The 14,119-nt window shown below is 35.0% G+C and carries 12 protein-coding genes and 1 pseudogene; 9 read left to right on the top strand and 4 right to left on the bottom strand.

The genetic code is table 11. The features are described from left to right. Positions 1 to 74: 74 nt before the first annotated feature. The gene (locus AB9L17_RS24680) at positions 75 to 449 is read right to left on the bottom strand and encodes a VOC family protein (RefSeq protein ID WP_068985748.1); all 375 of its coding nucleotides are present in this window, start codon (positions 447 to 449) and stop codon (positions 75 to 77) included. A 311-nt stretch (positions 450 to 760) separates the two neighbouring features. Next, positions 761 to 1,180, bottom strand: coding sequence for a VOC family protein (locus AB9L17_RS24685; RefSeq protein ID WP_068985749.1), 420 nt, complete (start codon positions 1,178 to 1,180; stop codon positions 761 to 763). 544 nt (positions 1,181 to 1,724) lie between these two features. On the opposite strand from AB9L17_RS24685, the gene guaC reads away from it, so the two are divergent. Then, entirely contained in the window at positions 1,725 to 2,708 is a 984-nt protein-coding gene (guaC, locus tag AB9L17_RS24690; protein WP_223553733.1) for a GMP reductase, read from the top strand. 233 nt (positions 2,709 to 2,941) lie between these two features. Here guaC and AB9L17_RS24695 read toward each other — a convergent pair whose 3' ends face one another. Continuing rightward, a complete protein-coding gene (locus tag AB9L17_RS24695; protein WP_068985751.1) occupies positions 2,942 to 3,163 on the bottom strand; it encodes a phosphate-starvation-inducible protein PsiE in 222 nt (73 codons plus the stop codon). A gap of 221 nt (positions 3,164 to 3,384) precedes the next feature. Between AB9L17_RS24695 and psiE the strand changes: the two genes are divergently transcribed. From psiE to AB9L17_RS24710, 3 genes are all read left to right on the top strand, one after another. Beyond that, on the top strand, positions 3,385 to 3,837 hold the full coding sequence (gene psiE, locus AB9L17_RS24700; protein ID WP_068985752.1) for a phosphate-starvation-inducible protein PsiE: 453 nt from the start codon (positions 3,385 to 3,387) through the stop codon (positions 3,835 to 3,837). 767 nt (positions 3,838 to 4,604) lie between these two features. Further along, positions 4,605 to 5,618: a hypothetical protein gene (locus tag AB9L17_RS24705; protein WP_068985753.1), complete on the top strand. Its 1,014-nt coding sequence runs from the start codon at positions 4,605 to 4,607 to the stop codon at positions 5,616 to 5,618. Between the two features lie 254 nt (positions 5,619 to 5,872). Next, positions 5,873 to 7,018, top strand: a complete 1,146-nt coding sequence (locus AB9L17_RS24710) for a SpoIIE family protein phosphatase (protein WP_068985754.1) — start codon at positions 5,873 to 5,875, stop codon at positions 7,016 to 7,018. Positions 7,019 to 7,198: 180 nt separating this feature from the next. Here AB9L17_RS24710 and AB9L17_RS24715 read toward each other — a convergent pair. After that, positions 7,199 to 9,860, bottom strand: a pseudogene (locus AB9L17_RS24715) (response regulator). 342 nt (positions 9,861 to 10,202) lie between these two features. On the opposite strand from AB9L17_RS24715, the gene AB9L17_RS24720 reads away from it, so the two are divergent. From AB9L17_RS24720 to AB9L17_RS24740, 5 genes are all read left to right on the top strand, one after another. After that, positions 10,203 to 11,393, top strand: a complete 1,191-nt coding sequence (locus AB9L17_RS24720; RefSeq protein WP_068985756.1) for a M14 family metallopeptidase — start codon at positions 10,203 to 10,205, stop codon at positions 11,391 to 11,393. Positions 11,394 to 11,556: 163 nt separating this feature from the next. Beyond that, positions 11,557 to 11,886: a PadR family transcriptional regulator gene (locus AB9L17_RS24725; RefSeq protein ID WP_068985757.1), complete on the top strand. Its 330-nt coding sequence runs from the start codon at positions 11,557 to 11,559 to the stop codon at positions 11,884 to 11,886. Further along, positions 11,883 to 12,290, top strand: a complete 408-nt coding sequence (locus AB9L17_RS24730; RefSeq protein ID WP_068985758.1) for a permease prefix domain 1-containing protein — start codon at positions 11,883 to 11,885, stop codon at positions 12,288 to 12,290. The genes AB9L17_RS24725 and AB9L17_RS24730 overlap by 4 nt, the downstream gene beginning before the upstream one ends. 3 nt (positions 12,291 to 12,293) lie before the next feature. Continuing rightward, the gene (locus AB9L17_RS24735) at positions 12,294 to 12,953 is read left to right on the top strand and encodes a hypothetical protein (RefSeq protein WP_068985759.1); all 660 of its coding nucleotides are present in this window, start codon (positions 12,294 to 12,296) and stop codon (positions 12,951 to 12,953) included. Positions 12,954 to 12,991: 38 nt separating this feature from the next. After that, a complete protein-coding gene (locus AB9L17_RS24740; RefSeq protein ID WP_068985760.1) occupies positions 12,992 to 14,023 on the top strand; it encodes an alpha/beta fold hydrolase in 1,032 nt (343 codons plus the stop codon). The last annotated feature ends 96 nt before the right edge of the window (positions 14,024 to 14,119 follow it).

The following is a 14,119-nucleotide window of genomic DNA, read 5'->3' on the forward strand; positions in this document are numbered from 1 at the left end:
GCTCGACTTCTACATGAAACGATCGAAATCGGACAGATTCCCTTTAAAATTTTTACTTATAGAACAACCATGATTTATTTTTCTACCAATGCAAAATAATTATTTTCGTGATCGGCGAAATTAAAAACTCTACCCATTGGCATCATGACTAAATCGCCTACTTTAACACCTTTTGCTTGGAAATCTTGATATAGATTTTCTATATGATCTGCATAAAACATAATAGAAGGTGTCCCTAAATTTAATTCAGGCTGCATTTTGGCAATGATTTCTTTATTGTGTAAAACCAAAGAAGTTTGAGCTCCTTTAGTTGGCGCAATTTCAATCCAGCGCATTCCCGCCTCTTCTTGGTCAGCAACTACAACGAAACCAATTTTTTCTGTCCAAAACTTAACGGCAGTATCCTGATCATTTACATACAGCATTACTTGTCCAATTTGTCGAATCATGAAGCAATTCCCTCCTCTTTTGAGCATTAGTATACATCAAAATGCAGCTATATATGTCATATTAATGAGCGTTTTTAGAAGAATTTCGATGTATTAATTGATATAGTTACTACTCTATTATTTCAAAATACTTATTCGTAATGAGGCTTCGGCTGATGTCCAGGTTAGTCTACAGCTATCAAAAAATACGAGTAAAAAATTCGCAAGTATTATTAAGAGTTTACGCAAAGCTATTTAAATCTTTTTACATACTAAAAAGAAAGCACGATAAAAAAGGGGTTCCCTATTCATCGTGCTTTTTAGCATTGTTATTATTTATTTTCCTCATGACTAAATTGCCATTCAATACCGAATTTATCAGTTAGTGAGCCGTAACATTTGCTCCAAAATGTTTCTTGCAACTCCATAGTAACCTTTCCACCATCTTTAAGAGCCTCAAAAGCTTTTCGCATCTTATCCTCATCACTTGAGACAACAGCTAACGTTACATTGTTACCGATTGTGAACGGTGAGCTTGGAAATGTATCTGAAAACATTACAGTACTACCGAAAATCGAAAGTCGTGTATGCATTACAAGATCTTTGGCTTCTTCTGGTAATTGATAATTTGGATTTTGCGGTGAATCACCAAATGTCATAATTTCAGCCTTGTCCGTATCAAAAACTTTCTCATAAAACGATACTGCCTCTCGACAATTTCCATTAAAAATTAAATATACTTCTACTGCCATTTCCAACACTCCCTTGTCATTTTTTGAAACAATTCTATTGTACATGGATAGCAAATGATAATACAAATTTTAGATAAGCTAATTTTGTGCAGAGTTTTGCAAAAAAAGATTTTTTAATCAAACTTTTACTTTTCATCTATAACAGGCGTGTTGATTAGAAAAAAACAGGTGTATTATTGAGCGATAAAAAGATTTTTCGATGCTATTTTGCTAATATATCCCCATCATTTTTAACTGATTGTAGCGTAGGGCTCGAGGCTCGCCCGTAGGAAGCCTTGCTCTGTGCGAAAGCGAAGCGTCAGCACCAAATGGTTTATCTGTGCGAAAGCGAAGCGTCAGCACCAAAGCAATAACCCGTAGCAGAAATTTGAGCCTTCCAATTAATAAAGGTGGATAAAAAAAGAGGTCCTTCCCATTCCAGCCTACTAATTTTTTATTTATTTGGACAAAAACTTTGACATTTACTCGAAAATCATGTAAATTACAAAAGGCGAACAATATTAAACAAATCTTAAAAAATATTCGTATTTTAGGAGTGTATATAATGGATAACGTATTTGACTATGAAGATATTCAACTAATTCCCGCAAAATGTATTGTAGAAAGTCGTTCTGAATGTGATACTTCTGTTACTTTAGGCGGTCATACATTCAAACTTCCTGTAGTACCGGCAAACATGCAAACAATTATCGACGAACGTCTTGCTTTGAAGCTCGCTGAAAACGGTTACTTTTATATTATGCACCGTTTTAATCCAGAGACACGAGCTGATTTCATCAAAGATATGCATGGTCGTGGATTAATCGCCTCAATTAGTGTTGGTGTAAAAGAAGAAGAATATGCTTTTATTGAAGAATTAGCAGCTGCTCATTTAGTGCCTGAATTTATTACAATCGACATTGCACATGGGCATTCAAATGCTGTCATTCGTATGATTCAACATATCAAAAAACATCTACCAAATAGCTTTGTTATTGCTGGAAATGTTGGTACACCTGAAGCAGTACGTGAACTTGAAAACGCTGGTGCAGATGCAACAAAAGTTGGTATTGGACCAGGTAAAGTATGTATTACTAAAATCAAAACTGGTTTTGGTACAGGTGGTTGGCAGCTAGCTGCACTACGTTGGTGTGCAAAAGCTGCTACAAAACCAATTATCGCTGATGGTGGTATTCGTACACATGGTGATATTGCAAAATCTGTTCGTTTTGGTGCTTCAATGGTGATGATTGGATCATTATTTGCAGGTCATGAAGAGTCACCTGGTGAAACAATCGAAATCGACGGTAAAACTGTGAAGGAATACTTTGGCTCTGCATCTGAATTCCAAAAAGGTGAACGCAAAAATGTTGAAGGTAAAAAGATGTATGTTGAACATAAAGGCAGCATCAGAGACACTTTAATTGAAATGCAGCAAGACCTTCAATCATCTATTTCCTACGCAGGTGGCAATAAACTTGATGCCATTCGAAATGTAGATTATGTAATTGTGAAGAACTCTATTTTTAATGGAGATAAAGTATACTAACAACTAGAGAAACCCCAACAAGAATGAAGTACTTTCTTGTTGGGGTTTTTTGGATTTCGTTATCTATTCTGTAGGAGTTTTATATTGGGTAGAGTGATTGTGGTTCTTGGTTTATCAGTTCTTCGGACTACCCGAGCAGTTCTGGCTTTTGGCTTACCGTTCCTTTATTTTAAAATGCACCTTTTTAACAAAAGAAAAAATGCTACCAATTAAGTGTAGCATTTCTCTAAAAATTACAGCTTGTTAATAACAGCGTGAATCGTTTCTTTTAATTCTTCATCATGATCAGAAAGGTCAACAAGATTTGCTACACGCTCACGTAATACTGGACGTTCAATTACAAGTTTTTCATCAAGTACTTGTACTAGTAACTCGATAATAAGACGATCACGAACGTTTAACGCCTCTTCTAAACGCTCTGGTGTAATTTTTCCTGTTTTTGCTGCTTTAGCCATTTTAAAAACCCCTTTTAAATTTTATATTCATGCACATCTATTTTAGCATACAGCTAAATTATTTTGAAAACTTTCTTTCGAGAACATATACCAAAACTTTACAAAATCGCACTAAAATATTTACGAAATAATGTTATATTCAAATCATAATGAACTAAATGATTTCTAGAAATATAGCCTGGGATTTACGATCAATACGTAGATAAGATGGGAGGAATTACATGGATCCAAAAAACTCAACATATTTACAACTAATAAAGGCCGTGCCGAAATCTTTACAGCTGTTTCTGAATGTTTGCTTAGTGCTTCTAGCGCTCATTCTATCCTTTTTGCTTTTTAAAGAACTCATCGAATTTCTTAAAATATTAATTTTCAATAAGGGCGACGGTGATTATAAGCTTTTCCTCGCCAATATTCTTATTTTCTTTTTGTATTTTGAATTTATCACGATGATTATTAAATATTTTAAAGAGGATTATCATTTTCCTCTAAGGTACTTTATATATATAGGTATTACAGCCATGATTCGATTAATTATCGTAGAGCATGACCACCCCATCAACACCTTAATTTATTCACTTATTATTTTAATATTAATTATAAGTTATTTTATTATTAATATTACGCCATTGGAACGCCCTGTACGTTCATCACTTTTTGTGAAAAAAGAATAATAATCTTATGGGATGCCTATTTTGGGGCTTCCCTAAAATGCTGTGCTTTATCAAGGACCAAGAAGAATTGATTTTGATGCAGTGCATGTAAATATTGTTCATCACTAATTTTCACTTTACTGAGCATAAACAACGCTTGTACCGTACAACACCCATAACAAGAGAAGATAGCTCTGCAATATCTATCGCTATTTGCACATCATCGTGATCACATTCAAAAATTTTCATTTCACCATTGATAGCCTCTTTAGAGAAGAGGCTCATTTCAAAATCATGAAGTCTCATTGTTTTGATTGTGCATAAAAAGTGTTTTTAACTGCTCTCTCGTCGGCTCTAAACCATCCATCCTTCCTGGATCAGCACCAACCACGATATCAACAAAGTTTATAAAATCTACTTCCTTCACTAATTTTCCCTATGATCTTCATATACATCTCCACCCTACACTAAATTTATTTTAAGAACGCTCTTTTCATAATTTTTATCACATTAATTTCAGGTCTTGATAATAACATATATTACCACGCGTAAATGGTGCTGTATGTTGACAGTATTGGAACCTGAGGTGGTTATTCAGCATCTCGAGCAAGTCGGAAGAAACCGTGAACAGAGTACACTATTCTGGTTGCCTCAGCGATTAGGAAAGTGATTACAAGTAGCTGGGATACAACCAAAGGTACAGCTCAAAAATATATTGTTGGGCACATATAGCTCAACTCAAAAAGTGGACTTAGGATTGCATGAATTATTGAAAGGAGAAGGAAAGAATGAATTTGATTGATGCATATATTCATGAAGTAACTAAAAGGATCAGGAAAGATAAACGTGAGGATACCAGTCTAAAACTAAAATCTACTATTGAAGATATGTTACCTGAAGATTATTCAGATTCAGATATGAAGGAAGTGCTCAAAAAGCTAGGAAATCCTGTAGAAGTTGCAGCAAGCTATCAAAACACACCACGATTTTTAATAAGTCCCAAAGTGTTTGACACTTATATTAGGACAATAAAATTAGTTATTCCTTGGGCAATTCTTATTACAGTTATTGTACAGATGATCGAAAGTATTGTGCTTTATAACGGAGAAGGTGCACTTCTCACCGCCATTATTAAAACAATTTCTCTAACGATCGCGCATATTATTTCAGTAATCATATACGTACTGTTCTGGATTACAGTCACTTTCATTATCATTGAAAGATCTGGTGGAAATAATATTCGAATACCCATTTTAAAAGTACATCCAGAATGGACACCTGATGATTTAACAAAAGTTAAAATCATTCCTAAAGAAAAAATTATTTCACGTAATGAAAATATTTTCAGTCTGTTAGGTATCGTTATTTTCTCCTTTGTCTATTTTAATGCCAATCACCTTTTAGGAATCTATACTTCCCAAAATAAAGGCGACCTGAAATTCGTTATGCCTATATTTAATCAAGATGTCTTACTCTCCTTTGCACCAATCGTTTTATTTTGGATAGCTTTAAGTGTAGCTTTAACATTATGGAAAATGAAGACCGGTCAATGGACTATGTTAATTGCCGTAGCAAATACGCTTCTTCAATGTATAGGAATCATTATTTTTATCCTCATAGTTATTCATCCTGATTTCATACACCGTCCCGCTATACCTTATATCGCTGCGATTACCGAAACAACCTCTGCTAAAATTTTTGTTGCTATAGATCGACTATTATTTCTAAGCATTGCTATTACCATCATCGCCAATGCATTTGATATTTATAGTGGTTTTAAAAAGGCTAAAATCGGAAAATAGCTATAAATTTTATCGAAGGTGTTATCACAGGATGTGAAGGTTTTGCCTTCGTTCCCCCTGTCGCTGATTCCCAAGAAGTCGCCCAGCCTCCATTCCAATCAACTAATATATAGGGTATATATTTTAAAAAATGTCATCCACAACTTTTGGTGAGGAGTCTCAAGATACTGTAAAACTCTAATATTTTGTATAATGGTTCTTTAAATACATTTTAATAATCTGCACGAATTCAAACAGAATATGGGGAAATAATTATGACTATTCTTCTTGTAGATGACAATCAGGTCAATCTATTTGTAATTGAAAAAGTATTAAAAAATGCAGGTTATGATAACTGTGTTTCTCTAACATCGGCTTATGATCTTTTTGATTATGTACAGCTAGATGCACCAAATCCAAAAGGAAATTCAGTGGATTTAATTTTATTAGATATTATGATGCCTGAAGTAGATGGTATAGAAGCCTGCAAACGGATTAAGCAAAATGAACGATTAAAAGATATTCAAATTATCTTTGTCACAGCTCTAGAAGATAAAAACAAGCTCGCAGAAGCATTGGATATTGGTGGCGTAGATTATATTACAAAGCCGATTAATAAAACCGAGCTTCTTGCTAGAATTCGAGTTGCTTTACGATTGAAGGCTGAATTAGATTGGCATACTCAACAAGAAAATAAAATACAATACGAACTAGATTTAGCAACACATGTACAAAGAAGCCTTTTGAGTGCCCCTATAAACGAGGATAATATTCAAATAGGCGTATCCTATCTTCCTTCCTCTAATTTAGCTGGGGATATGTATTATTGGCATAAAATAAACGATCATCGATACGCCATCATTTTGCTTGATATGATGGGGCATGGTATATCTGCAGCGCTTGTTTGTATGTTTATCTCCTCTGTCCTAAGAGAGGCTGTTAAACAATTGGTAGAGCCTGAATTAGTTATCAAAGAGTTAAACCGTTATATGACACTTTTACAAAACGGAAAAGACGGAAATCTTTTTTATTTTACTGCGATTTATTTAGTGATAGATACACAACTAAAAACAGTTGAATATGTGAACGCTGGTCATCCTTCTGGTTATGCTCTTGTTGACGAAAAGACACTCGTACCATTAAATCAAGGTAGCTGTGCAGTCGGCTTTTTCGATGAGATCGACGTTCAAAAGCAATTCATTCAATACAATGAGGATATACAAATTATTTTATTTACAGATGGCGTGTTAGAGGCAATGGGCCCATGTGAAATAGAATCTGAGAAGCAATTGCAAACGCTACTATCTACAAAATGGGATTACTCTCAACACCTGATTGACAACTTACTGCCTAAGGAGCAACAAGAAAATCAACCAGATGATATGTGTGTAGTAATGATTCAAGCACATGCTAAAAACTAAATAAAATAGGGCTGTCGCCTAAGTTGCTACTTGTGAAGAAACTTAGACGACAGCCCCCATCTTATTGTACCTTTTGATAAATTCTTTCATTACCTACGATTTCTTTATATTTTGAAATAATATTTTTGAATCGTCGTTTCTCCTTATCCAAAGGCTGAAATTGATTCATACTTATAAACTTCATTTAGCAATTAGCCATACTTTTAGAACGGATACTAATTGATCTAAATTAAATGGCTTACTTATATAATCTGAAGCACCAGCTTCCAATGATTTATCTCGATCACTTTCCATAGCCTTTGCCGTTAAAGCAATAATCGGTAAATCCGTAAGCTTCATTTGTTTTCGTATAATCGACATTGTTTCATAGCCATCCATATTCGGCATCATTATATCCATAAGAATAAGATCTATTTTATGATTGGCTCGCATAATAGCTAAACACTCTAAGCCATCTTTTGCAACGAAGATATGCATGCCTCGTTTTTCAAGTGCCGTTTTTAACGCATATATATTACGATCATCGTCGTCTACAAGTAAAATATTTTTCCCTTGAAAAACTTCCACCTCACGCTGAGAGACTTCCTGAATTTCTGGTAGCTGTTGTTCTTTTACCTCTCCTGAATCAAATATTTCATTAGTAGCCGCTACCTTATACATCCCCGGTTCAAGGTACCTCTTCACTTTGTAAGGAAACCCAACCGCCAAGTAATTTAGCAAACTCTTTACATATGGATAATCCAAGACCTGTACCACCATATTTACGTACAGTTGCTCCATCAGCCTGTTGGAACGATTCAAAAATGAGCTGATGCTTGTCCCTTGGAATCCCTATACCTGTATCCGAAACTTTGATTTCTAACCAGTCCGTACTAATATCCTGCATATTATTTGTTAACTGTTCTAAATCAAGCTGCTTGATATTTAAATTAACTGAGCCCTGTTCTGTAAATTTAAAGGCATTTGATAATAAATTTTTCACAATTTGCTGGAATCTTTTTTCGTCCGTATAGAAAACATCCATTACATTTTCGGCTTTCGAAATATGGAATTGTAGATTTTTTTTCATTGCTACAGGCACAAAGGTTTGCTCGATTTGTACAGGAACCTCACTCATATTCACTTCACCAAAAATAATATCCAGCTTGCCTGCCTCCACTTTCGATAAATCTAAAATTTCATTGATTAACCCGAGCAGATCTTCACCAGAAGAATAGATAACCTTTGCAAATTCAGCTTCCTCTTCTGTTATATGATTTTGACTATTTTCAGCTAACATTTCAGATAAAATTAATATGCTATTCAGTGGTGTTCGCAATTCATGTGACATATTAGCTAAAAACTCGGATTTATACTTTGAATTTAGTAACAGTTGTTCCGCACTTTCCTCTAATTCCTTTTTAGCCTTTTCTAGTTCTCTCGACTTTGACTCGGCCTCTTTTGTTCTTTCTTCCAGTTGTTCATTCATCATTGTCAGTTCATCTGTTCGCATTTGCAATTCTTCAGATTGTACCTGTAATTCTTCTGCCATCGTTGTTGATTCATTTAATAAACGTACAATTTCCACGCGTCCTAAAACACTATTAATGGTTAACCCAAATGTTCCGATAACTTGCTTCACTAATTCTTGCTGCAGCTCACTATAGCCAGTCATTGTGGCTAATTCAACGACAGCTATTACGTCATTCTCAAATATAATAGGGACGATAAAGATACCTTTTGGCGGTACTTTCCCTAAGCCAGTGCCTATTAAACGAAAGTCTTCAGGAATATCGTTATATATTAAAACTCTTTTTTCTAAAGCACATTGTCCAATTACGCCTTGTCCCAATTTAAAGCTTTCGCTTCCAATGCTATCACTATCATCCGCAAAAGTAGCTTTTTTCACAAACCGTATATTATTATCAATAGATTCACGAATATAAAATGCGCCAAGGGAAGACTGCGTTTTTTGTGCTATTTCTGAAAGGAAGGTTTCAGCTAATTTAGTAATGGCAGAAATGCCTTGATATTTTGTGACAATTTCTGCAATATTCAACTGTAGCCATTCTCTTCTCTCAAGCGCATCCAACAACTCATTTGTAGCACCTGCAAGAGCATTGATTTCATCATTTGTTTTAACATGAATTCTTCCTTTTTGACTGCTCTTGGAAGCAGCAATTTCTCTTATTGTTCGTGTAACCTCTGTTAACGTTTTTACGATTGAACGAGAAATACTACTTGCAATGGTAATCGCAACAACCGAAATAAATACTAGTATGCCAAGCAGTGTAAGTGTTACAATACTATCCCTCTTGTCCAAATCATTTACTTTGGCTTGCATAGTTGCAACCACCGCTGAACGGAGTGATTCAAACTGATTTCGTACTGTTTCCAGTTCTTTACGCACTACATCTACTTCATAGATTTCCCATAACGCTTCTGCATTGTTTTCTTTTTTAAATTTAATGGCTGGTTCCCCTGATGTTGTAATCCAATTCTCAATCGTCGCCTTTATCTCATTTAACTTCTGTTGTTCTGTTGGTTTATTTTCTAAAAGCTGATAAAGTTCATTAAAATCGGATCTCCACTTTTCATCAGCTTCGTAATAGGGCTCTAAATAGCTTACTTCACCTGTAATAACAAAGCCCCTCTGGCTCGATTCCATATCTAAAATGTATTTTTCAATGCGATTGGTTAGAGCATGTATATTTGAATTATTCTTTATAATATAATTTCTTTCTTTTTGTAGAGAGGTAATTTGATTATTTAAGATGATCACTGATGCAAGTAAACAAAGTATGATAACAATATAGCCTAACGTAATTTTGGTTCGTATACCTAGCTTTAATTTTTTTAACATTTGTTTTCCTACCTTCACCTATCATACAAATCTAATTCCAGTATAATTGTACATCAAAAAATAACAAAGTTTCTTTCTCTTAGGTTGAGATAATAATCTCTTTTCGAGAAATATTTAACGCTCATCACCATAACGTGTGGTTGGTTTCCGTTCCGACTGGGCGCTTTCCTATGGGCACCCAGTCGGAACGGGGATCAACTTATATAAATGACATTCGTTTATGTCATGCACAACTTTGGGTGATGATCCATTAAAAGTTAATAATTCTCTTATTTTCTTCATATACATTTTATATTGAACTATTTTGCCGAGGTATAATTTGATAGTAAGGAGAGAAAAATTGTGGACATTTTTGTAAGACCCGGGGATTCTCTTTGGCATTTCAGTGAAGTGTTTAAAATGCCTCTTCAACTAATTATTGATTCCAACCGAAATATTAATCCTCAATTTCTAAGGGTCGGTCAACGCATTCGAATCCCAGGTTTTGTTACGGACAATTATCAAATAAAGCAAGGAGATACGTTTTGGCAGATAGCCCAAAGCAGAAATCTCCCACTAGTAGCCATATTGCTGGTCAATCCTACCCTTAATCCAAATCACTTGCAAATTGGCCAAACCATTCGCATTCCCCAACGAATTACATGGAGGCTCGTCAATGGTAAGCAAAATTATACATCCACCATTATGATGAACGAAATCAAAAAACTACTCGTTGCTTATCCATTTCTACAAAGCTCTGCAGTCGGGCATTCTGTTTTAAAACATGAGATTCCAGAGCTTCTAATCGGGAACGGAACGAAGCGTGTTCATTATAACGGCTCCTTTCATGCGAATGAATGGATTACAACTCCGATCATTTTAACTTTTTTAAATGACTACCTACTCGCTCTCACCAATCAAAGCACAATTCGAGGTCTTTCTACATTCCCACTTTACCAGCAAACAACCCTTTCCATAGTTCCGATGGTCAATCCCGATGGTGTCGACTTAGTGATACAAGGCCCACCTAATGACGAAGCATTAAGAGATCAACTTATTAGTTGGAACAATGGTAGCACCAATTTCTCTAATTGGAAGGCAAATATACATGGCGTCGATTTGAACGACCAGTTCCCTGCAAAATGGGAGCTAGAGAACGCACGCAATCCAAAAACACCTGGGCCAAGAGATTATGGTGGAGAACGACCTTTGTCCGAGCCAGAGACCATTGCTATGGCTGATTTGACAAAAAAGCGCGATTTTGCAAGAGTTCTTGCATTTCATACACAAGGAAGAGTGATTTATTGGGGCTTTGAAAATCTCGAACCACCCGAGTCAGAAATTCTTGTTAACGAGTTTAGTCGAGTCAGTGGCTATGAGCCGATCAATTCGGCAGGCAGTTATGCGGGCTATAAAGACTGGTTTATTCAAGATTGGCGTCGACCTGGCTTTACCGTTGAATTAGGTAGTGGTACAAATCCGCTTCCAATCAGCCAATTCGACAACATCTATGAAGAAGTATTAGGGATCTTTCTTGCAGCATTGTATATGTAATAAACATACTGACATTTCTATAGCTAACAATAAATCATCAATCTCCTTTCACCGTTGAAGTGAAAGGGGATTTTTTTATTGCTCAAAAATTACTTTGACAGGTAGAGTAATGTTTGCTAATATTACTCTGACAGATAGAGCAATAAAAATAAGTAGGTGACTTATGGTTCGAAGTGACATCATCCGCGGACACTTGGATTCCATTATTTTAAGGCTAATTTTAGAGAAAGATCGTTATGGTTATGAAATTTCTCAGGAAATAAGTCTCCGCACAAATAATCGTTTTCAAATTAAAGAAGCAACATTGTACGCAGTTTTTCAGCGTCTAGAAAAAAAGGAAGTTATTGAAGCCTACTATGGCGATGTTTCACATGGAGGCAAAAGAAAGTATTACCGTATTACCCCTTTAGGTAAAGCTTATTTAAACGAGCTAGTAAAAGAGTGGTCGGAAGTAAAAGAAATTATCGACTTATTTATGGAGGGCTTAGAATGAAAAGAATAAAAAACCATATTGATGAGCTTTTTAAAGATATTCCTCGTAACAAAGAAACAGAGATGGTGAAACAAGAAATCATTCAAAATCTTGAAGAAAAAGTATTTTATTTATTGGATCAAGGGAAAGAGCAAGAGGATGCCATTAACAAAGCTATCGTAGAATTTGGAGATATGGAGGATTTGAAAAAGGAATTAGGCGTTAAAGAGCCCAAAAAGAAAAATATGGCCAAACTTAATTTAGAATTTTCTATTTGGGGCAGTGGGTTAATTATTGCATTTTTTATTTTTATTAATCTTTACTATACACCACAGACAATTTGGGCGATTTACCCAATCTTCGCAATATTATGGTGGCCACTCTCTATGTACTTCGTTTGGTCACGTAAGAAATGGAGTGAATAAAACATGAGGAACCTTATTAGCTTTTCGATTGCTGGTAGTTTGATGACTATAATATTTTTAGGCATCGTTAATTATACAACCTCACCTCAAAAAATTTGGTTTATATACCCTTGTTTACTGCTTTTGCTATGGCCAATTACTTTATATTTCATGTCTAAAAAAATGTATAAACAATATTCTCTTATTTGTAGTGCTATGATTATCGCATTTCTTATCATTGAAAATTATTTATATTCACCCGATTATTTATGGTTTATTTATGCGGTTTATCCAATCATCTGGTGGCCACTCCTTATGTACTTAGAAGAAAAAGCAAAAACCTTAAAAATTGCGCTAATAGGCTGCGCAACTACCATCATTTATTATTCCTTATTAAATATTATTTTGTCTCATCCATATCCTTGGGCGATCTATCCAGCATTTTTAGTAATATGGTGGCCCTTAGCTTTGTACCATGCACAAAGAAAAACATTTGTAGCATTTTCCGTTACCTCTACAATTCTTATCAGTATCTTTTTTATTACCGTAAATGTTGTCTCTTCACCAGGAGTAATATGGGCTATCTACCCAATTTTCGTCGTCCTATGGTGGCCTCTAAGCATGTACTTTTATGTTTATAAAAGAAAAATGTACAATTCAACAACTCTACCTAAACGGATCTAAATTTTTGTTTTAATTCACATTTAGCAGAAAGGGGATATATGAAAAATATAAGGAAGTTTTTAATCTATTTTGGAATAATAACTATTATATTACTAATTATAGCAATCATCTTTCCTACATGGACTTCGCATATAAAAGGTGATAACAGTATAAGTTCATTAGAACAAGTGAATATAAACGGTAGCGGTCATGAAATAATGATACGTGGCAAAGATAAGAATAATCCGGTCATTATTTTTGTACATGGCGGACCAGGATGTTCAGAAATACCGTATGCCAGTAAGTATCAAGACTTATTGGAAAACAATTTTACGGTTGTAAATTACGATCAAAGAGCAAGTGGAAAATCATATCATTTTTTCGAGGACTATTCTAATCTTTCATCAGACTTACTGGTAGACGATCTATTAGCTTTGACGGATTATATATCAGAACACCTCGGCAAAGAAAAGGTCATACTAATTGGTCATTCTTATGGTACTTATCTTGCAACACAGGCTGCCTACAAAGCCCCTGAAAAATATGAAGCATACATTGGAATTGGCCAGATGAGTGATATTGTGGAAAGCGAGATTGATAGTTTGAACTTCGTTATTCATCAGGCTCAAAATGCTGGCAATACAGAGGACGTTTTATATTTGCAAGGGTTAACTGAACAAATTAAAAATGGTGATGCGTTTACTCCACGTAACTATATTGCGAAATACGGTGGGGCCTCAAGACTTATTGAAAATCCTGACGGTCATAACATTGGTATGTTATTTAGTAGTGAGTACAACTTATTAGATGTAATCCGTTATAACTATGGGGTATCTTACTCGCAAGAGGCTTTACTTCAGGAAGTAATAAAAACACCATTACCCACTATAGTAAAAAAACTTGAATTACCAAGCTATTTTGTTATGGGGAAATATGATTATCAAACTTCATCTAATGCAGCGAAAAATTACTTTGATATGATTGAAGCCAATAAGAAAGAATTTATTGCCTTTGAGGAATCAGCTCATTATCCGCAATTTGAAGAGAAAGAAAAATTTTATAAATGGATGTGCGATACTTTTATAAAATAACAGGTGTGTTGATTAACCATTTCTATCCACCCTAATTAAATTAGAAGGCTCTGATTTCCGCTGCGGGCGAGCGTCGGGCCGCTTTCCGACATCTCA

Origin of the sequence: Lysinibacillus sp. RS11 (assembly GCF_042019215.1) — a bacterium.
Taxonomy (GTDB): domain Bacteria; phylum Bacillota; class Bacilli; order Bacillales_A; family Planococcaceae; genus Lysinibacillus; species Lysinibacillus xylanilyticus_A.

Coding starts and splice junctions, on each gene's coding strand:
- AB9L17_RS24680 (WP_068985748.1), bottom strand. CDS start 449: ATGATTCGACAAATTGGACAAGTAATGCTGTATGTAAATGATCAGGAT.
- AB9L17_RS24685 (WP_068985749.1), bottom strand. CDS start 1,180: ATGGCAGTAGAAGTATATTTAATTTTTAATGGAAATTGTCGAGAGGCA.
- guaC (WP_223553733.1), top strand. CDS start 1,725: ATGGATAACGTATTTGACTATGAAGATATTCAACTAATTCCCGCAAAA.
- AB9L17_RS24695 (WP_068985751.1), bottom strand. CDS start 3,163: ATGGCTAAAGCAGCAAAAACAGGAAAAATTACACCAGAGCGTTTAGAA.
- psiE (WP_068985752.1), top strand. CDS start 3,385: ATGGATCCAAAAAACTCAACATATTTACAACTAATAAAGGCCGTGCCG.
- AB9L17_RS24705 (WP_068985753.1), top strand. CDS start 4,605: ATGAATTTGATTGATGCATATATTCATGAAGTAACTAAAAGGATCAGG.
- AB9L17_RS24710 (WP_068985754.1), top strand. CDS start 5,873: ATGACTATTCTTCTTGTAGATGACAATCAGGTCAATCTATTTGTAATT.
- AB9L17_RS24725 (WP_068985757.1), top strand. CDS start 11,557: ATGGTTCGAAGTGACATCATCCGCGGACACTTGGATTCCATTATTTTA.
- AB9L17_RS24730 (WP_068985758.1), top strand. CDS start 11,883: ATGAAAAGAATAAAAAACCATATTGATGAGCTTTTTAAAGATATTCCT.
- AB9L17_RS24735 (WP_068985759.1), top strand. CDS start 12,294: ATGAGGAACCTTATTAGCTTTTCGATTGCTGGTAGTTTGATGACTATA.
- AB9L17_RS24740 (WP_068985760.1), top strand. CDS start 12,992: ATGAAAAATATAAGGAAGTTTTTAATCTATTTTGGAATAATAACTATT.